At 40.7% G+C, this 18277-nt stretch carries 18 protein-coding genes; 8 read left to right on the forward strand and 10 right to left on the reverse strand.

Translation table 11 applies throughout. The annotated features are described in order from the left end of the window. Window positions 1-39 precede the first annotated feature (39 nt). The 6 genes from CLV48_RS08875 to pheT all read right to left on the reverse strand — a co-directional run bounded on the left by CLV48_RS08875 (window position 40) and on the right by pheT (window position 6329). Entirely contained in the window at window positions 40-675 is a 636-nt protein-coding gene (locus CLV48_RS08875) for a hypothetical protein (protein WP_106566927.1), read from the reverse strand. Window positions 676-889: 214 nt separating this feature from the next. Continuing rightward, window positions 890-1639, reverse strand: a complete 750-nt coding sequence (locus CLV48_RS08880; RefSeq protein WP_245889512.1) for a zinc-dependent peptidase — start codon at window positions 1637-1639, stop codon at window positions 890-892. A 73-nt stretch (window positions 1640-1712) separates the two neighbouring features. Continuing rightward, the gene (gene rny, locus CLV48_RS08885; RefSeq protein ID WP_106566929.1) at window positions 1713-3278 is read right to left on the reverse strand and encodes a ribonuclease Y; all 1566 of its coding nucleotides are present in this window, start codon (window positions 3276-3278) and stop codon (window positions 1713-1715) included. 66 nt (window positions 3279-3344) lie between these two features. After that, complete coding sequence (locus CLV48_RS08890; RefSeq protein ID WP_106566930.1) at window positions 3345-3629, reverse strand: cell division protein ZapA; 285 nt, start codon at window positions 3627-3629, stop codon at window positions 3345-3347. Window position 3630: 1 nt separating this feature from the next. Beyond that, window positions 3631-3915 (reverse strand): hypothetical protein, encoded by a 285-nt coding sequence (locus tag CLV48_RS08895; RefSeq protein WP_106566931.1) that lies wholly within the window; start codon window positions 3913-3915, stop codon window positions 3631-3633. Window positions 3916-3917: 2 nt separating this feature from the next. Then, the gene (pheT, locus tag CLV48_RS08900; protein WP_106567160.1) at window positions 3918-6329 is read right to left on the reverse strand and encodes a phenylalanine--tRNA ligase subunit beta; all 2412 of its coding nucleotides are present in this window, start codon (window positions 6327-6329) and stop codon (window positions 3918-3920) included. Between the two features lie 300 nt (window positions 6330-6629). Here pheT and CLV48_RS08905 point away from each other — a divergent pair, with 300 nt between their 5' ends. The 3 genes from CLV48_RS08905 (at window position 6630) to CLV48_RS08915 (ending at window position 9458) form a co-directional block, all read left to right on the forward strand. After that, window positions 6630-7211: a hypothetical protein gene (locus CLV48_RS08905; RefSeq protein WP_106566932.1), complete on the forward strand. Its 582-nt coding sequence runs from the start codon at window positions 6630-6632 to the stop codon at window positions 7209-7211. Window positions 7212-7618: 407 nt separating this feature from the next. Beyond that, on the forward strand, window positions 7619-8866 hold the full coding sequence (locus CLV48_RS08910) for a T9SS type A sorting domain-containing protein (protein WP_170069002.1): 1248 nt from the start codon (window positions 7619-7621) through the stop codon (window positions 8864-8866). A 37-nt stretch (window positions 8867-8903) separates the two neighbouring features. Continuing rightward, entirely contained in the window at window positions 8904-9458 is a 555-nt protein-coding gene (locus tag CLV48_RS08915) for a hypothetical protein (RefSeq protein ID WP_106566934.1), read from the forward strand. A 348-nt stretch (window positions 9459-9806) separates the two neighbouring features. Here the strand turns inward: CLV48_RS08915 and CLV48_RS08920 are convergent, their stop codons facing one another. The 3 genes from CLV48_RS08920 to rpsT all read right to left on the reverse strand — a co-directional run bounded on the left by CLV48_RS08920 (window position 9807) and on the right by rpsT (window position 11527). Continuing rightward, a complete protein-coding gene (locus tag CLV48_RS08920) occupies window positions 9807-10424 on the reverse strand; it encodes a DUF1684 domain-containing protein (RefSeq protein ID WP_106566935.1) in 618 nt (205 codons plus the stop codon). Between the two features lie 4 nt (window positions 10425-10428). Beyond that, window positions 10429-11127, reverse strand: a complete 699-nt coding sequence (gene radC, locus CLV48_RS08925; RefSeq protein WP_106566936.1) for a RadC family protein — start codon at window positions 11125-11127, stop codon at window positions 10429-10431. A 145-nt stretch (window positions 11128-11272) separates the two neighbouring features. Further along, window positions 11273-11527 carry a 30S ribosomal protein S20 gene (gene rpsT / locus CLV48_RS08930; protein WP_106566937.1) on the reverse strand — a complete coding sequence of 85 codons (255 nt, stop codon included), beginning with the start codon at window positions 11525-11527 and terminating at the stop codon, window positions 11273-11275. 205 nt (window positions 11528-11732) lie between these two features. Here rpsT and CLV48_RS08935 point away from each other — a divergent pair, with 205 nt between their 5' ends. Next, window positions 11733-12749: a zinc dependent phospholipase C family protein gene (locus CLV48_RS08935; protein ID WP_106566938.1), complete on the forward strand. Its 1017-nt coding sequence runs from the start codon at window positions 11733-11735 to the stop codon at window positions 12747-12749. A 1-nt stretch (window position 12750) separates the two neighbouring features. Here the strand turns inward: CLV48_RS08935 and CLV48_RS08940 are convergent, their stop codons facing one another. Next, the gene (locus tag CLV48_RS08940) at window positions 12751-14076 is read right to left on the reverse strand and encodes a pyridoxal phosphate-dependent aminotransferase (RefSeq protein WP_106566939.1); all 1326 of its coding nucleotides are present in this window, start codon (window positions 14074-14076) and stop codon (window positions 12751-12753) included. A 226-nt stretch (window positions 14077-14302) separates the two neighbouring features. Here CLV48_RS08940 and CLV48_RS08945 point away from each other — a divergent pair, with 226 nt between their 5' ends. From CLV48_RS08945 to CLV48_RS08960, 4 genes are all read left to right on the forward strand, one after another. Then, entirely contained in the window at window positions 14303-15208 is a 906-nt protein-coding gene (locus CLV48_RS08945) for an EboA domain-containing protein (RefSeq protein WP_106566940.1), read from the forward strand. Window positions 15209-15270: 62 nt separating this feature from the next. Next, the gene (locus CLV48_RS08950; RefSeq protein ID WP_106566941.1) at window positions 15271-16182 is read left to right on the forward strand and encodes a TatD family hydrolase; all 912 of its coding nucleotides are present in this window, start codon (window positions 15271-15273) and stop codon (window positions 16180-16182) included. A 3-nt stretch (window positions 16183-16185) separates the two neighbouring features. Further along, window positions 16186-17100, forward strand: a complete 915-nt coding sequence (gene eboC, locus CLV48_RS08955; protein ID WP_106566942.1) for a UbiA-like protein EboC — start codon at window positions 16186-16188, stop codon at window positions 17098-17100. A 21-nt stretch (window positions 17101-17121) separates the two neighbouring features. After that, the gene (locus CLV48_RS08960) at window positions 17122-18273 is read left to right on the forward strand and encodes a 3-dehydroquinate synthase (protein WP_106566943.1); all 1152 of its coding nucleotides are present in this window, start codon (window positions 17122-17124) and stop codon (window positions 18271-18273) included. Window positions 18274-18277: the final 4 nt, after the last annotated feature.

Consider the following 18277-nt stretch of genomic DNA (forward strand, 5'->3'; position numbering starts at 1 on the left):
AAGGGAAAAAACATGACAGAAATCATATTCTCGGGTGACTTAATACGATAGATAAAAAGATAAACGGTCATACCACATCCCTCCACGGTAGAAGTGAAAAAGTACTTTTGCCAAATCGGCCTGGTAATATTTGGTAGTTACAAGAAGGGTACACTTATGCTTGACAGCATAGGACCAAAAATCACCGATTCTGGTAAAATTGAATTTTATGAAAGAAGTCTCTGCGGTGGATTGGGCAAGCAATTGGACAATTTCCTGTTCTTCTCTTAGCTTTGATTTGGGAATGAAGGAGGGGGAGATGATGGTTGCTTTGCTTTCTTTGATATTGTCCTGAAACAATTCGACAAAATTCCTTATCAATCTGGCTGATCGAGGCGTCCCATCATAATGAAAGAGTAAGCTTTCGGTTGACATTTCCTTGTCAAAAAGCAAAACTGGAATTTCACATGGTTCCTCTTCTAGACCAATTGGCTTTTCCAGTCCATGCAGCCAATCCAAAACTTCAGGCAGGTGGGCCGTGTACAAACTTGGTTCATCCGTCGGATGGCACATGATTCCTTTTCCTCCGATGCTCAGATGAGCCGGAAATCCGGGAGGTAATTGCCTGCAATAATGCGGATGAATGATTTCTTCCGGCAAGGCAAACTTGACCAAGTTTTCGACTTTTCCCTGCATAGCTTCAAATATTTACTACAAAACTAATTCAGGGCTATTTTTTATGAGGTGACGTAGGGTGGGAGCAAACATGATATTTATCATGTTTTTTAAATGGTAACAATAAATAAAATTAATAACTGAAATGCATAACGTTGAGGAATGGGGACTAAAACCATGAGATAAATCGGGACTTTGCCCAAACCTTTATGGATAGACTGAAAAAATTGGAACCTCAATTTGACAAGACTAATGGATCCTGCTGCAGGAGATAAACCATGCTTTTGTAAAGTTCCTCATCATAATCTTTTAGCCTTTGCGGAATCTCAAAAAATGACTCCAAGGACACTGCAAAAAACTCATGAATGTTTTTTGAAGCTGATTGACGGAAAATTGAGGTTTGGCTTTCCTTTAACTTAATCATTTCATTTTTGGCCAATTTCTCATAGTTCCGCCATGCACTTACATTGAAAAAATTGCTTTCCTCATTTTGTATCTGGTTTTCCAGTTTGAGTGCATGCGCCATTTCATGGACCCCCAGATTAATCCCATTGTTGGGCTCCATAAATCCTTCCACAAAACTTCTCCATGAAATTACAATTATTCCGAGCCTTGGATTGACCTCTCCTTGATGGTAGGTTTTGTTGATCGTGGAATAGTAGTTGTCAGGATAAAGGAGAATTTTCGAGAAATTTTTAAGCTTAAGATTCCGGAATCCAAAAGTCACCATTACTGCGGTGGCTCCAATTAACAGTTCCATTTCTCTGCTGATTGCTTTCAATTCACCTCTTGGAATAAATTTCTTGGAGGCAATAAAATAGGCTAATCTTTCTTTGAACTCATCCTTATGCTTTGGCTTCAATTTTTCGTAATAAGGAAAAAAACGGTTCAGGAGATCAATGTCTTCTTTTTCCAGTGGCTTTGTGCCAAACAGCAATTTGATCTCCTGAATGAGACCCGGAAAGTTTTTAAACAGTTGAAACATGAAAAACATATCAAGACAAGAAAAAAGGTGCCACAATACTGCAGCACCTTAAGGTAAATCTATGAATGTAAAATTACTTGGCGTAATTCACCGCTCTCATTTCCCTGATCACAGTGATTTTGATCTGTCCAGGGTATTGCATCTCTTTTTCTATTTTTTGGGAAATATCAAAAGACAATTTGCTTGCAGTCTGATCATCCACATTGTCTGCATCTACCAGCACCCTCAATTCGCGGCCTGCCTGCATCGCAAAACATTTGTTCACCCCATCAAAACTCAGCGCAAGGTCTTCCAATTCCTTCAGACGCTTGATATAGCTGTCCATGATTTCCCTCCTTGCTCCAGGTCTGGAGCCGGAAATGGCATCGCAGGCCTGAATGATTGGTGAAATCATAGAGGTCATTTCGATTTCATCATGGTGGGCACCAATGGCATTCACTACTTCTGGATGCTCCTTGTACTTTTTGGCAAGCTCCATACCCAAAATCGCATGTGGCAATTCAGCCTCTTCAGGCCAAACTTTACCGATGTCATGAAGCAGACCGGCTCTTTTGGCTAATTTTGCATTCAGTCCCAACTCTGCTGCCATGGTAGCACAAAGCTTGGCTACCTCTCTGGAGTGCTGCAACAAATTCTGACCATATGAAGATCTGAACCTCATTCTTCCTACCATTCTGATCAATTCGGGGTGAAGCCCATGAATTCCAAGATCAATACAGGTCCTTTCACCGATCTCAACGATTTCCTCTTCAATATTCTTCTCGGTCTTTGCTACTACCTCTTCAATCCTGGCCGGGTGAATCCTTCCATCCTGTACCAGTCGGTGAAGAGACAATCTCGCAATCTCTCTTCTAACAGGATCAAAGCCTGAAATGATGATCGCTTCCGGGGTATCATCCACGATGATTTCCACTCCTGTAGCTGCTTCCAATGCACGGATATTTCTTCCTTCCCTACCGATGATTTTTCCTTTGATATCATCAGACTCGATATTGAATACCGACACACAGTTCTCTATGGCATGTTCAGTAGCCGTTCTCTGTATGGTGTCAAGCACAATCTTTTTGGCCTGTTTGGTTGCCGTAAGCTTAGCCTGATCCAATATGTCCTTTATCTGAGAAGAGGCCTTGGTCGTAGCTTCATCTTTCAGCATTTCCACCAGTTGCTCTTTGGCTTCATCCTTAGTGAGACCGGCAATCTTTTCAAGATCCGAAATACGCTGATTGGTTACTTTATCCAGTTCTTCTTTTTTCACCTGAACGGCATGAAGCTGCGCACTTAGGTTTTCTTTTTTACTGTCAAGTTCAGCCTCTTTTCTTTTTATAACTTCGATCTCCTTAGAAAGTGACTGTTCCCTTTGTTTGATTTTGTTCTCGTTGGTAATGATGATATTCTTCTTCTTGTTTACCTCCTCCTCAAACTCAGATTTCAATTTTAGGTACTTTTCTTTGGCTTCCAGTATCCTGTCTTTCTTCAATGCCTCTGCATTGATCTCTGCTTCCCGGATGATGCTTTTAGCTTTCTCTTTGGCATCAGCCTCAATTTTTTTACTGTTATTTTTGATAAACAGGCCGGCTAAAAGGGCCCCTATTCCAAGTCCTATTACACCTGAAATAATAATGTACAATGAATCTCCCATAGGTATATGATATATATTTCTACCTACCGGAAAAGAAAAAAGCCCTCGAAATGAGTGATGGGTTAATTATAAAAGTGAACGGAGCTGTTCATTGATCTGCATGACTTTAGAATGGGCCAATTCGCTGTCTTCTGCGTTGATTTTGTCCTGTTCCATGGACTCGATCATACAATCGAAGGCTACCATAGCCAATAAGTCCTGCTTATCATCCAAACCAAACTCCTCTCTATATCTTTTGATTTTTTCATTAATCAATTTGCCTGCATGTCTGATTTTGGCTTCATCCTCAGTCTTCACCTTCATGGGATATTCCCTGTCGCCGATTTTTAACCTAATAGAAAGTGTTTCCATTTTATTCAGACAAGTAGGCGATGATATTATCGATTTCCTTTATATAATTATTGATCTTTTCCCTCAATTCGGCAGATTCTGCATCTTCCACCGGTAAGCTATTTACAAGTTTAGCTATTTTAATTTGATTTTTAAAATCCTCCAACATTCTCTCTTTTTCTTCCAGCTTGTTGCGAAGCACAAATACCTCTTCTTTCAGGGCATGATTGTCCTGTTCAAGTTGATTTAACTTTTTCTCCACTTGGGAGACAAGCTTTTCCAAATGCTGGAGTTCTTCGTGAATCATTTTTATTTTCTGATAAAGGCACCTACTTCATTTTCAAAGCTTTGGATCAATCTGCTCATGGCTTTGTCTATCACTTTGTCAGTCAGGGTCTGTTCGGTATCCTGCAAGTAAAAACTTAAAGCATAGGCTTTTTTACCCGCTTCTATTTTATCCCCTTGATACACATCAAATACCCCGATACGCTGCAATAATTTCCCGCCTGCTTTGATGGCTACTTTTTTGATCTGATCGAATGCCACAGACTTGTCTATGACCAATGACAGATCTCTTCTTACCTCCGGGAATTTGGAAATTTCTCCGTACTTTTTCAAGCCTTTTGCCTTTTTCGTCAGCAAATCCCAATCCAATTCAGCATAAAGTACTTCTTGCTTCACTTCAGCCAACCTGGCAATTTCTTCTTGAAGCAAACCTATCTGACCAAGTTCTTTGGTTCCAATGCTTAACTTCAAGGCATAATCAAAGGGAGCTGAATGTACAATTTCCACCTCTGGATTGTCAATTCCCAATTTTTCCAAAATCAGTTCCACCACAGCAAACAAATCCGGAAATGACACTGGCTTGGAAGCTTGCCTCCAGCTTTCTGAACCGGCATCTCCAGTCAGGAACAAAGCCAATCGCTTTCCTTCCTGGTATCCTTCCTGATCTTTGGAATAAACGGTTCCGAATTCGAATATTTTAAGGTCTTTTTGTCTTCGGTTAATATTATAAGCCAATACCTCCAATCCAGAGAACAACAAAGTCTGACGCATCACACCTAGATCTTCAGAAAGTTTGTTGTAAATTTCTACGTTTTTTCCGGCATCCAAGAAACCTGATTTTTCAGCATAAACAGGTTTGGTGAGGGAATTGGTGATGATTTCATAATAACCCAAAGAGGAAAGCAATTCGCTCAACCTGTATTGGATCTTGTTGAAATCCTTAATCGGATGCTCTGCCAGGTAATCCGCCTTAAGGTTTTCGGAAAGCTCTACATTGTCAAATCCGTAGATTCTCAAAATCTCCTCAATCACATCCGCCTCTCTTTCCACATCCACCCTGTATGGTTTCACAGATACTTTCAGATGTGTTGCTGTTTCCTCCAGACATTTGATCTCAAGGTTTTCCAGAATCTCCTTGATCAGCTCTTTGGGCAACTCTTTCCCGATCAATCTCTTGATATTGGCAAAACTCACCTCTATATCCCGATCAGCCACGGGATTGGGATACACATCAATGATATCGGAAGATATCTCCCCTCCGGCAATTTCCTTGATCAGCATGGCCGCCCTTTTCAGAGCATAAACCGGCATATTCGGGTCTGTTCCCCTTTCAAAACGGAAGGAGGCATCGGTTTTTAGTCCATGAAATTGAGACCCTTTACGGATGACATCAGGAGAAAAATAAGCAGACTCCAAGAAAATGGAAGTAGTGGCATCAGAAACCCCTGAACCTTTCCCACCAAAAATACCAGCTATACAAAGCCCTCCTTTTTCATCACAGATCATCAGTTCATCTCCGGAAAGCTTTCTTTCTTTTTCGTCCAAAGTAACAAACTTGCTGTCTTTCGGGAGTTTCTTGACAATGATTTTTCCTCCAATGATTTTATCGGCATCAAATGCATGCAAAGGCTGCCCTAAGTCATGAAGGATAAAGTTGGTGATATCAACAACATTATTGATAGGCTCTAAATCCAGCGCTTTGATGTAATTCTGTAGCCATTCTGGAGAGGGGGCAATTTTTACATTGGAAATGGTCAATCCCGCATACCTTGGACAGTCGGCAGCATTCTCCACTGTTACAGGAATTACCCGGGAATTATTGTCGGGCTTGAACCCATCTACTGATGGGATACAGATTTCTCTTTTCAATAGGGCTTTCAGGTCACGGGCCACACCCAAATGGGAAGCGGCATCTGCCCTGTTTGGCGTCAGACCGATTTCCAGCACATGATCTCTGACAACGTCGAAGTATTCAGAAGCAGGAGTACCATTAGGAAGGCCCGTATCCAATACCATGATACCTGCATGGCTTTCACCAATGCCTATTTCATCCTCAGCACAGATCATTCCCTGGGAAACTTCTCCCCGGATTTTTGCTTTCTTTATTTCAAAGGGTTCGCCTGAAATGGGATATAAGGTACAGCCTTCTTTGGCTACCACCACTTTCTGGCCTTTGGCCACATTGGGAGCCCCACACACGATTGGGACTATCTGGTCTCCGATATCCACTGTAGTGACACTGAGTTTGTCCGCATTGGGATGTCTCTCACAGGTCAGCACTTCTCCAATCACCACTCCTTCCAATCCCCCTTTGATGGATTCAAAAATTTCAATGCCTTCAACCTCCAATCCACTTCCTGTAAGCATGGCCGCTATTTGTTCAGGAGACTGGTCGAGGTGAATAAAATGCTTTAATCTATTGATTGATATTTTCATCTGATTATAATTGTTTTTTAAAGGCCAGATTGCCTGTCCCGAACTCAATTCGGGAGAATCTCGCCACATTAATCCTCCATCTGTTTGAGCTTCACCTTAAGCTCGATTTCACGGAATAACTTCAGTTCAGAATAAGGCACAAATTTAAGAGAATTGCCTTAGGTAAGAAGTGGATGCCCGAAAAATGTAAAAAGCCGTGGTAAAAACTAAAAACTCTTGTTTTTTTTAATTTTTAGTTATATCTTTTGCGAATTGACTGCACTGGTATTGTTAATTAATTCCAACATAACCTAATCCACTATGTCAAGATCAAAAAAAATCTCGCTGCTTTTTATTTTGCTTGTAATATCCGGTTTTTTAAACCAGGTAGCTGCCCAAAAGGAGGCTGAGATGATTACAGCCAAGAATGTAGTTTATGCGGAATTTTTGGGAAATGCAGGTTTATATGCAGTGAATTATGGCAGAATTTTATACCAGAAAGACAGATTGAAACTTTCGGGAAGCGTAGGTTTTTCAATTATTCCTATTGAAGGCTTTGAGCCATTTTATCCTAATTCATGGTCACCTTTGATCCCTGTCGAATTCTCGGCTTTCTGGGGAAAATCACGGCATCATTTGGAATTAGGGACAGGTTGTTTTGTGTTTCAAGACCGCAAATATTTGTTTGATCCTGAATTTCCTCCGACAAATGTACGAGAAGTAGAATATTGGTACACATCTGTAATCATGAGGATTGGCTATAGATATCAAAAACCTGAAGGAGGATTTTTTTTCAGGGCAGGATATACCCCCAGGGTTGATATTACGAGTTTCGAATTTGCAGAAGAACAGGTTCGATTTATTCCATTCAGTATAGGCGTCAGCTTGGGAAAAAGTTTTTGAGGGATAAGATCTTTGTGAATTAATTCTACTTACCCGCGTTCCTAAATTCCTTGGTGTGTACCAGTTGGCTCTCATGACCTGAAAAATTTAAAAAGCAAAAATTAAAATAAAAACAAACAAGATAACCTAATGTTTTAAACTATAAATTAAATGTGCCATTCTTAATGTCTTAAAATCTTTTATCTCGATAAAATTCCAAACGGTAATTCATTTTTTAAAATGTATTCACCACTAAATATTATTTTTTCTTTAAGAAAAGCGTATCGATGAAAATTAACTCCAAAATCAACTAAAAGTACTTGCATTTTAAATTTTTATTCTTTATACTTGTTTAAAATTCAAATATTCATATTATGAAAGGGTTCAACCTTATAAAGTTATATCTTAACCTTTTAAAGGTATTTTTTATGATTAACTTTTGTATGGTTTTTATTTTTACTTCATTTGCTCAAAACGGTGTTATTATTAGTGGTCCGACTGAAGTTTGCCCCAACAATACCTCACCTATTCCCGGTGGTCCAAGTGGACACCATTACAGTGCTGAATTTCGACAGTTTGGGTCTGTGGTTAATTGTTTTATGTGGCAATGGTGGGTTATAGATGATGGATTTGCTATTGCTGGTGGTAATGGTAATAGTTTTAATTATAATTTCTTAGATGTTGGCCAATACACAGTACAATTCACTGGTTCAGGCTGTAGTATATTTGGAACTGTTACTGGAACAATTAATGTTAATTCTTCAGTTAAAATGCCAAATCCAATAACAGGCCCAAATTTAATTTGCAGCCCTGGCCAAACTTTGTCATTTGAAAGCTATCCTGGACTTGACATGAGTGACCCAGCTTGTGTTTACCATTATGAGTACTATTGGACTGCGCCAGCCGGTTGGAGCATTAACGGAGGTGGAGATACATTTTTTGGACATGGTAATACGGCAGAAATTACTCCTCCGGCAAATACTCCAAACGGCACCTATAACATTTCAATCCAAGCAACTATACCCAAACCCCAAAGTACAGCACCTCCTCCTAATAATTCATTTCTTAGTGACCCAAGAAACTATAGTATCACAATTGGCCCGTTTAATTCCTCGGTAGTTCAGGTACAAGGTGCAGTTCAGATATGTAATGGTAATGCTTATACTTACACAGCTAACGTTCCACAGGGACACCAAAGTAATTATTCATACAGTTGGACTTATCCTTCGGGGTGGATAGTTCAAAACACCTCCCAGAATACGATTCGACTTTTTGTTCCATCAAATAACAATTCTTACGGTCCTGTACGGGTATCAGTAAATAACGGGTGTGGTCCTTCCCAATTGACAGGAATCACAACTTTCCCTGGTATGAACTGCAACTTTATGATGGCGGAGAATTTCAAAATATATCCCAATCCTTCGGATGGAGAATTAAATGTGGAATATGACTGGTCTGATGTAATTAAATCAGACATTGAATTCAAGGATTTAAAAGCTGAAAATTTACCTGAGTTTTTAATAGAAATTTTTGACATAGACCAAAAAATAGTAAAAGAAGAAATTTCCAAATCAGGAAAAATCCGAATGGAAACATATAATTTTAAACCAGGCACCTATTTTCTTCATATTCACTTTGGCAATGAAATTTTAAGAAAACAGATTAAAATAAACTAACCTATAGATTTCTATTAGTCATAAAACCATTTCTATCATGAGAATCTCAAATAAAATCTCGCTACTGTTAATTCTACTTTTTACATGTGGTGTCATAAACCAAGTATCAGCACAGGAAAAGGCTGATGTAATTACAGCCAAGAATTCAATTTATGCGGAACTTGGTGGAAACGGATTTTTATACAGCATCAATTATAGCCGCATTTTTAATCAAAAAGGTGCATATAAATTTTCGGGAAGTGCAGGTTTCTCGTATGTCAAACAAGTTACTACTACACACTGGACGCCTCTCATTCCAATCGAAGCTAGCGTTCTTTGGGGAAAAACAAGCCACCATCTTGAACTAGGAACAGGCACTTCCTTGTTCACTGCACAAAGCATAAGCCTTGATAATGAAACCAATACCCTTCAGGAAAATGTTTCTTTTAATTCATTAATCTTCTTCAGGCTTGGATATCGGTACCAAAAACCGGAAGGAGGATTCTTTTTCCGCATTGGTTATACACCAGGTTTCAATCTTAATTTGGATGTAAGCCCTCCACCTGTTTTCTTTCCTCTTTGGGGTGGGATCAGCTTGGGAAAAAGTTTTTGAAGGGAAATTGACTGGACTTTGGACTACCTTGAGCATCACGTCCTGATTTTACTTGACACTTTTTGTTCTTTTCCCCAAATAATTCAACCCCTTTAGGGTTGGGATGATCAAAAATTAACATCACCTTCACCCACCGGGTTTCACCCGGGCTATTACCCTAAAGGGATTAAACCCCTTTCAGGGTTTTAAAATCAGCATATTAGAAAATTAGCTTAATGACACAGGATATCAATTGTTCCCAAATCCCAATTCGAAATCCAATATTACTCTGTACATGGTACTTTGTACTTGGTACCTGGTACCTGGTACAATAACCCCACTTCTCGCTTCTCGCCTCTCACCTCTAACCTACTTCTTATAATCCTTCTCCCCTGCCCTGATCGCTATTTCCAGAATGTTTTCTTTTGGGGGTAGCGGACAGGCAAAATCCGGATTGTACGCACAATAGGGATTATAAGCCAGGTTAAAATCTATACTGATGCTATTTTTCCCGTCCTGGCGCAAGTTGATATACCTTCCCCCGCCATAAGTCTCCTCCCCACTCGTTCCATCCGCAAATGCAAGGAAGAACACCCTTTTGTCTGATTCTTTGGCGGCCTGAAGCAATAAAAGCCTTTGTTTTTGCCCATTGAGTTCAAATTCTGCAAAAGAGTGCTTTAAGTATTTCTCCACTGAACCGTCCGTCATAGGCAGCTCTATCATTTTTCGGTCTTCCACCGGAACCATTTTTGCCCTGACCCGATAGTTGATATCAATGGGATAGTAATCAAGTTCTTTGAGTTCTTTCCTTTGCGCTTCTTCCAAAGGCGACTCTATATTGAAACGCAAAAACTTGTATTGTCTGTCCCTTTCTTTTTGGATGTTTTCTACATAGACATCCTCATTATCGGTAGCGGTTAGGGTATACATGATGGCCAAACCAATAACCAACAGGATCCCAATGATCAAAATGTTTCTTTTTTGCATGATTCTATATCAAACCTTCATCTGAAAAGCTAAAATAGGCAACATCTGTGAAAATGATATGATCAATCACAGCAATATCCAAACTATCCCCAGCAGATTTGAGCTTATTCGTCAAACGCTTGTCCTGTTCAGAAGGTTTTAAATTTCCTGAAGGATGGTTGTGGACCAAAATGATGGAATTGGCCAGGGCATCAATGGCATATTTAAAAATAACCTTGGGATCTGCCACTGTGCCTGCAGTTCCGCCATGGCTTATCAACTGCTTTTTAATCACCTGATTGTTTCTGTTCAAAAGCAGGATATAAAAATGCTCAATTGGTTCATCCATCAGGTCAGGTTTCATGAATTGATACACATCTGCAGATGACCCAATCTTGAATCTTTTAGGCAGCTCATTGATCAATTTTCTTCTTCTTCCCATTTCAAGCGCTGATACAATTGTAATCGCTTTTGCCTCCCCTATCCCTTTGAATTTCTTAAGATCCATGACACTCATTTTGGCGAGCTGGGAAAGATCATGATTCACAGAGTTAAGAATATGCCTTGCCAAGTCAAGCGCACTTAGGGATCTGGTTCCCGATCCCAACAAAATAGCCAAGAGTTCTGCATCGGAAAGTGCAGATTTCCCTTTCAAAAGCAACTTTTCCCTTGGCCTATCTTCTTCGGCAAGCTGAGAAATTTTGATAGAAAGATAATCTTCCATAAAAACCAGCGTTATAAAAATTGAAAATCCATTGAAAAGCCTGATTATATGGGCACATCAGGTCAGACCTAAAAATACCAGATGTCCAATAACAAAAAAAGTCCTGACCTAACGGTCAGGACTACTTAATCGGATAATATTCAAATTAAGCCAATGAATTAACCAATTTGGTCAATTTTGACTTCTTGTTGGCTGCATTGTTTTTATGAATGATATTCTTCTTAGCAAGCTTATCAATCATAGATGTAACAGTCTTCAACAACTCCTGAGCTTCTGCTTTGTCAGTAGTACTCTTCAATCTTTTGATGAAGGTTCTTGTTGTCTTGTGCTGATATCTGTTTCTCAAACGCTTGGCTTCGTTTGCACGGATTCTTTTAAGTGCCGATTTGTGATTTGCCATATCTTATATACTTAAATTCTTTATTTACGCGCCCAATTCTAAATGGAGTGCAAATGTAATACATTAATTTTGAAACACAAAAGGAATTCCTGACAAAACCTCGTTTAGTCCGGAAATCTTCATAATTTTTTGATTACCGCCGTAAGCGCACAAAGGTAAGATAATTTTGTTTTAAAATTAGATGCAAGCTTATTATTTTTAATGCATGAGAAACTTTTTATCCATCATTTTGCTGATCTTTTTTATTCCGGTAGAAATCAAGGCCTGGGGATTTTTTGCCCATAGGAAAATCAATAGGCAGGCAGTGTATTCACTCCCCCCGGAAATGATCGGCTTTTTCAAGCACCATATTGAATACATCACCGAAAATGCTGTCAATCCCGACCGCCGGCGTTATGCGGTATTGGGTGAAGCAGAAAAACACTACATAGACGTGGATTCCTACGGCGACAGTGCTCTTTATTATCTGCCCAGGTACTGGCATCAGGCCTTGGAGTTTTATACTGAAGAAGAATTGAGAAAAAAGGGTATTGGACCCTGGAATGTTTACCTCACCCAACTTGCTTTGACAGAAGCCTTCAAAAGAAAAGATATCAATGCCATTCTTCGGCTGTCAGCAGACCTTGGCCACTACATTGGTGACATGAATGTTCCCCTGCACACCACCAAAAATTACAACGGACAATTGACTAACCAATATGGCATCCATGGTTTTTGGGAAAGCAGGATCCCGGAACTGCTCGCTGAAGAATATGACTTTTTTGTGGGAAAAGCTGATTACCTTGAAAGACCGCAGTATACCATTTGGGATGCAGTGACATGGGCACATATGGCATTGGATTCTGTATTACATTTTGAAAGGATAGTTAGCAGCCGGTTTTCAGAGGATAAAAAATACAGTTTTGAAGAAAGGGGAGGAATCAACACCCAGGTTTATTCAAAGGAATTCACCAAAGCCTATCATGACATGCTGGATGGTCAGGTGGAAAGACAAATGAAAAGGGCCATTAAAATGGTAGCCGACTTCTGGTATACAGCTTGGATCAACGCAGGCCAACCAGACCTCAATGCTCTGGTCAATATTCAGACTGAGCTACCTGAGGAAAAATTCGAATATTCCAAACCATTGGATGTCCGGGAACATGATGACATGGCAAAAAAGGAAAGCCCCTCTACTTTGCGAAGGGCTTTTCTATCAAGCATTTGGAGACCGGGATTGTAGATTAGGCCAAAACTTTTTCAGAAGACTTGAGGTAAGTCCTAATGGATTCTGCTAATTTTTCAAAAGTTTTTCTGAAAACATCTTCATCCTCTTCCAGCAGGGTAACCCTAAAACCTCTCAGATCGGAACAGAAAGATGAGATTGGCACTACACAAATTTGGGCCGATGCCAGTAAATAATATACAAACCTCTTATCCAAGGGCATATCCGGATCCTGCTCCAGCCATCCTTCCATCAAGGACTTTACCTTAAAATCAGGCAAGGGAAGATTTTGGTCAGGCTTAAGATAATCAGGATCAAACACAATGGTATTATAAAATGCCCCCTTGGTCGGGTTAAATTTTATACCAGGCACATCCCCTAAAATCTCCTTTAAAATCCTGCTCCTACGGCCAATCTTTTCATTTTCGCCCTTCCTGTATTCAAAATAATCCGGATGACTCATGATTTTTGGGATTGAGAGCTGGGGAAGAATGGTAGAACACACCTCTATCATCTTGGCATTTTCCAAAGTCTGTACCAGTTTACTGAATTCTTTTGAGGCATTCCTATTGTAAAACTCCATCCAGCCACATCTTGAACCAGGCCATGGAAACTCCTTGGATATTCCTTTCAGTGATATAGCTGGAAGATCTCCGATTACTTCGGACAAGGCCACGGCCTTTACTCCATTGTAGGTGATATTCTGATAAATCTCATCTGCTATCAACAAAAGATTGAATTCTTTAGCGATTTTGACAAATCCCTCCAAAACATCTTTTGGATAGACCATACCTGTAGGATTATCCGGATTGATGATCAATATCCCTACCACCAAAGGGTTATACTTCACTTTATTGTACAGGTCTTCCATATCCGGCAACCATTGGTTGTCAGGATCCAGATTGTAGGTTATCGGTGCAGTATTGGCATGTGCTGCCTCTGCAGAACTGTGGGTACTATAGGCTGGGGAAGGACCTATGATTCTGGCTGTAGGAATCAAAAACTGATATAACTTAGCAATTGCATCTCCCAATCCGTTAAAAAACAACACATCCTCTTCAGTAATTTGGGCCCCTCCTTTGCGGTTGTTCAGTTCAGCCAAAAATCTACGGGTTTCCAACACTCCTTTGGAATCAGCATATCCGTAACTTTTATCCTGAGTCACAAGCTCAGACACAATGGCCTTCATCCATTTTGGCACCTTATTGTTTTTCTGTATAGGGTCGCCGATGTTCTCCCAGGTAATGGGGTATCCCAGCGCCTCTATTTGCCGGGCTTTTTTAACAATGCCCCGGATTTCGTAATTCAACTCTTCCGCTCCCGGTCTCAACAATAGATTTCTCATAGTGCTTTGGTGGATTTGATTGACAAATAAACAAAAAAGCCTCCTTATGATTGATTTTTTTAAAAGGATTTCTAAAAAAACCTGAAAGTTTAACCACCAAAAATGCTATTCTTCCACCTGTATGAATTGAGGCTATTTTTTATTAATCCCTCCTTCCTGATGTGGGTTTAATCTTTAAATTTACGCTTAGATTGCAAACACATATTTCCCAAATAACCCTAAGGTCATGTCAGCGCATATAGTTTCCCAGAAGGCAATTGATTTTTTGATGGAACTGCTCAGCCAGCAGGCTGCTTCGGAATCCATTGATTGGTTGAAAAATCAAAGCCAAGAAATCAGCCAAAGCACCAAAACGATGAAACTTTTTTTAGCCTTTGGCAAAGCATCGAAATATTTTGACAAATCGAGTTTACAAATTTCTGAGGTGCTTTCCAGGGATGCAGAAAAACTTAGAAAGGGCTTTACTCCTTCATCATGGGATAAATTACAGGCCGCAAGATCAATTCTGATTCTTTCTTTTCCCCAGCAGGATGAAGCACTCTGGTTTAAAACCATTAACCAGCTTTTTGAAACAGGTGACATGCAAGAACTCAAAAGTCTTTATGCTGCACTGCCTATTTATCCTTTCCAAGACAGACTTATTGATAGGGCTATCGAAGGTCTAAGAACGAATATGACCTTAGTATTTGACGCAGTTGCTTTAGACAATCCCTATCCTTCTGAATTTTTTGACGAAAGGGCATGGAACCAGATGTTGATTAAGTCAGTCTTCTTACAAAGGCCGCTATTTCTGATCCAACATGCAGACAAGCGCAGCAATGAAAACCTGGCCAGCATCCTTATAGACTATGCCCATGAAAGATGGGCAGCAGGAAGGAATGTCATACCTGAGTTATGGAGATACGTGGCCCCATTCCTTAATGAATATAGAATTGAAGATATCAAAAAAGCAATTAAGGGGGAGAATTTGCTTGAAAAACAAGCCGGTCTATTGGCCTGCCATCACTCCACTTACCCGAATGCGAAAAAACTCCTTGCTGAGTTTCCTGACATACAGAAGGAAATCGAAGCAGGAAAAATCACCTGGGAATCCATAGGGAAATCCTTTGCTGAATCATTGATAAAAAATTAAAGAAATCAAACCCCAAGGCAGCGAATAATTGCCCGCTTATTAAACAATGAACCTGAAAAATTATGGAAATGTACATAGATCCTCACCTACATGCCGTATCCCGTACCACCGATGATTATGAGGCCATGAGAAAAGCCGGAGTAGTGGCTATTATTGAACCTGCATTTTGGCTCGGACAGCCGAGGACTGAAGTCGGAAGTTTCAAAGATTATTTCAGCACTTTGGTGGGTTGGGAGCGCTTCAGGGCCAAGCAATTTGGTATTATGCATTATTGTACCATTGGTTTGAATTCCAAGGAAGCAAACAATGAAGCCCTCGCGGAAGAAGTAATGGAACTTTTGCCCTTATTTGCCACCAAAGAGGGCGTGGTAGCCATTGGGGAAATCGGGTATGACGACCAGACAGCCGCTGAAGACAAGTATTACAGACTCCAACTCGAATTGGCTAAAGAAGTAGAGTTGCCTGTGCTCATTCATACGCCACATAGGGACAAAAAGAAAGGAACAACCAGAAGCATGGATGTTAGTGAAGAGCATGGATTAGCCCCTCACATGGTGATTGTGGACCACAACAATGAAGAAACGGTTAAGGAAGTTTTGGACCGGGGCTATTGGGCTGCATTTACCATATACCCCCACACCAAAATGGGCAGTGACCGGATGGTGGAGATTGTAAAAAAATATGGACCTGAGCGTATTATCGTAGACTCAGCAGCCGACTGGGGCATCAGTGATCCCCTTGCTGTTCCAAAAACTGCCGCTTTGATGCGGAAACATGGCATTCCGGAAGAACATATCAGATTGACCTGCTATCAAAATGCACTTACCGCATATTCCCAAAGTGGGCAGATGGAAGAATCGGATTGGCTAAACCCCGAACCAATAGACCAAAGGCTTAAACATGCCGGTAATTCGGTGTTGCGCGGAGGTCAGACACCTCGGGTCGAAAGCTCTTCTGATTCTGTTGAAAATTAACCTATGGGCAAAATATATTTCAAAGCATATTTACAGCTTACAAGACCTGCCAATATCATCACTGCCATTTCTGATATTTGGGCTGGTTTTGCTGTTTCCGGGGCTGCAGCTATGTTGCTGATACCAAATACCGGGAACGGAGATTCTTTTGTCTTTCCCTTGATTTACTTATCCCTTGCTACCATAGGCTTATATGGAGGAGGTGTAGCCTTCAATGATGTTTTTGATGCCAAACTGGATGCAATTGAAAGACCGGAAAGGCCTATCCCTAGTGGAAAGGTAAAAATAAGCCATGCTGCATGGATGGCTTCTTCGCTCATCCTACTAGGGATTTTAGCTGCCTTCCAAGTTAATATTTGGAGCGGTTTCCTGGCTCTTGCTGTAGGTTTTTTGGCGGTGCTTTACGATGCATGGGGAAAACATCAGGCTATTTTCGGACCGATCAATATGGGCCTTTGCCGTACAGGTAATTTGCTCTTGGGCATTTCAGTGATCCCTGAGCTAATTCTGAATTTCTGGGCATTAGGTTTAATTCCTTTAGCCTATGTATCCGCCATCACCATGATCAGCAGGGGTGAAGTACATGGAAAAAACAAAAATGCACTGATCTGTGGCCTGGGTATTTATATCCTTATCATTGCCTTGCTTCTCTTCATCGCGTTTATGGAAGGAAATGCTGGATGGATTATCATACCTTTTGTAGGTTTGTTTGCCTATATGATTCTTCCCCCATTGATCAAAGCCTTACGCTTACAGCAACCACAATTGATAGGGAAATCGGTAAAAGCTGCTGTAATTTCCATGGTCATACTTAATGCATCCCTTGCCGCTAGCTTCTCTGGATGGTGGGTTGGGCTCTGCATTTTGATCCTACTTCCTATTTCATTAAGATTGGCAAAAATATTTGCCGTAACTTGATGCTTCAACGCACTGATTAAAATGACACATACAGTACTTCAACAGGCCTTTTCAGTCAATTTCCAATATAAGGTATGCTTTACCCATGGCCTGTTTGATTCAAATAATAGCCTTTTGGCAAATCAGCTTATGGCTGAAAATCCTGTAAAGGTCTTCGTGGTACTGGACCAGGGCCTTACTGAAGCCCGGCCTGACCTGATTTCCAAGCTGCAGCAATATTTTGAAACTTACAAAAAGGAAATTTTCCTGTGTGCAGCACCAATGATAGTACCGGGAGGGGAAGCTTCCAAAAACGATGAAAACCTGGTAAGACAAATCGTAGAAGCCACCCACCTGCACGCCATAGACCGGCATTCTTACATTATGGCCATAGGCGGTGGAGCGGTATTGGATATGGTGGGGTTTGCCGCGGCCATATCCCATCGTGGAGTGAGGCATATCAGAATCCCTACCACTGTCCTATCACAAAATGACTCTGGCGTGGGGGTAAAGAACAGCATCAATTATTTCGGAAAGAAAAATTACATAGGCACCTTTGCCACTCCTTATCTGGTAGTCAATGATTTTGATTTTCTAAAGACTTTAGATGACAGAGATTGGAGATCCGGTTTGTCAGAAGCCATCAAAGTGGCCCTGATCAAGGATACGGATTTTTTCCAATGGATGGAAAAGCATGCCCGAAATCTGGCCAAAAGAGAGATGGAACCCATGAAAGAATCCATCATCCGCTGCGCACAGATGCACCTGGACCATATTGCAGGAAAAGATCCCTTTGAAATGGGTTCATCCAGACCCTTGGACTTTGGGCACTGGGCAGCCCATAAGCTGGAATACCTGACCAACTTTGACTTAAGGCATGGGGAAGCGGTCGCCATTGGCATCGCTTTGGACAGTACTTACTCCTTTTTGAAGGGTTGGATAGAACAAGATGATTTAGATAGGATATTGAAACTGATCTCTGACTTGGGCTTCGAGCTGTATGTTCCCGAACTGACAGGAGAAAACCTGATCAGAGGCCTTGAAGAGTTCAGGGAACATCTAGGTGGAAGACTGACCATCATGTTGCTCAAATCCATAGGAAAAGGAGAAGAAGTACATGAAATGGATCCTAGCTTGATTCGTGAAGCCATCACTTATCTGGAATCAAAGCATAAAACAGAAAAAGTGAATTAAGGAA

The sequence above is a fragment of the Cecembia rubra genome (assembly GCF_003014575.1).
GTDB lineage: Bacteria > Bacteroidota > Bacteroidia > Cytophagales > Cyclobacteriaceae > Cecembia_A > Cecembia_A rubra.

Excerpts from the sequence above, each read along its gene's own strand:
- CLV48_RS08875 (WP_106566927.1), bottom strand. The coding sequence starts at position 675 with ATGCAGGGAAAAGTCGAAAACTTGGTCAAGTTTGCCTTGCCGGAAGAA.
- CLV48_RS08880 (WP_245889512.1), bottom strand. The coding sequence starts at position 1,639 with ATGTTTCAACTGTTTAAAAACTTTCCGGGTCTCATTCAGGAGATCAAA.
- rny (WP_106566929.1), bottom strand. The coding sequence starts at position 3,278 with ATGGGAGATTCATTGTACATTATTATTTCAGGTGTAATAGGACTTGGA.
- CLV48_RS08890 (WP_106566930.1), bottom strand. The coding sequence starts at position 3,629 with ATGGAAACACTTTCTATTAGGTTAAAAATCGGCGACAGGGAATATCCC.
- CLV48_RS08895 (WP_106566931.1), bottom strand. The coding sequence starts at position 3,915 with ATGATTCACGAAGAACTCCAGCATTTGGAAAAGCTTGTCTCCCAAGTG.
- pheT (WP_106567160.1), bottom strand. The coding sequence starts at position 6,329 with ATGAAAATATCAATCAATAGATTAAAGCATTTTATTCACCTCGACCAG.
- CLV48_RS08905 (WP_106566932.1), top strand. The coding sequence starts at position 6,630 with ATGTCAAGATCAAAAAAAATCTCGCTGCTTTTTATTTTGCTTGTAATA.
- CLV48_RS08910 (WP_170069002.1), top strand. The coding sequence starts at position 7,619 with ATGATTAACTTTTGTATGGTTTTTATTTTTACTTCATTTGCTCAAAAC.
- CLV48_RS08915 (WP_106566934.1), top strand. The coding sequence starts at position 8,904 with ATGAGAATCTCAAATAAAATCTCGCTACTGTTAATTCTACTTTTTACA.
- CLV48_RS08920 (WP_106566935.1), bottom strand. The coding sequence starts at position 10,424 with ATGCAAAAAAGAAACATTTTGATCATTGGGATCCTGTTGGTTATTGGT.
- radC (WP_106566936.1), bottom strand. The coding sequence starts at position 11,127 with ATGGAAGATTATCTTTCTATCAAAATTTCTCAGCTTGCCGAAGAAGAT.
- rpsT (WP_106566937.1), bottom strand. The coding sequence starts at position 11,527 with ATGGCAAATCACAAATCGGCACTTAAAAGAATCCGTGCAAACGAAGCC.
- CLV48_RS08935 (WP_106566938.1), top strand. The coding sequence starts at position 11,733 with ATGAGAAACTTTTTATCCATCATTTTGCTGATCTTTTTTATTCCGGTA.
- CLV48_RS08940 (WP_106566939.1), bottom strand. The coding sequence starts at position 14,076 with ATGAGAAATCTATTGTTGAGACCGGGAGCGGAAGAGTTGAATTACGAA.
- CLV48_RS08945 (WP_106566940.1), top strand. The coding sequence starts at position 14,303 with ATGTCAGCGCATATAGTTTCCCAGAAGGCAATTGATTTTTTGATGGAA.
- CLV48_RS08950 (WP_106566941.1), top strand. The coding sequence starts at position 15,271 with ATGGAAATGTACATAGATCCTCACCTACATGCCGTATCCCGTACCACC.
- eboC (WP_106566942.1), top strand. The coding sequence starts at position 16,186 with ATGGGCAAAATATATTTCAAAGCATATTTACAGCTTACAAGACCTGCC.
- CLV48_RS08960 (WP_106566943.1), top strand. The coding sequence starts at position 17,122 with ATGACACATACAGTACTTCAACAGGCCTTTTCAGTCAATTTCCAATAT.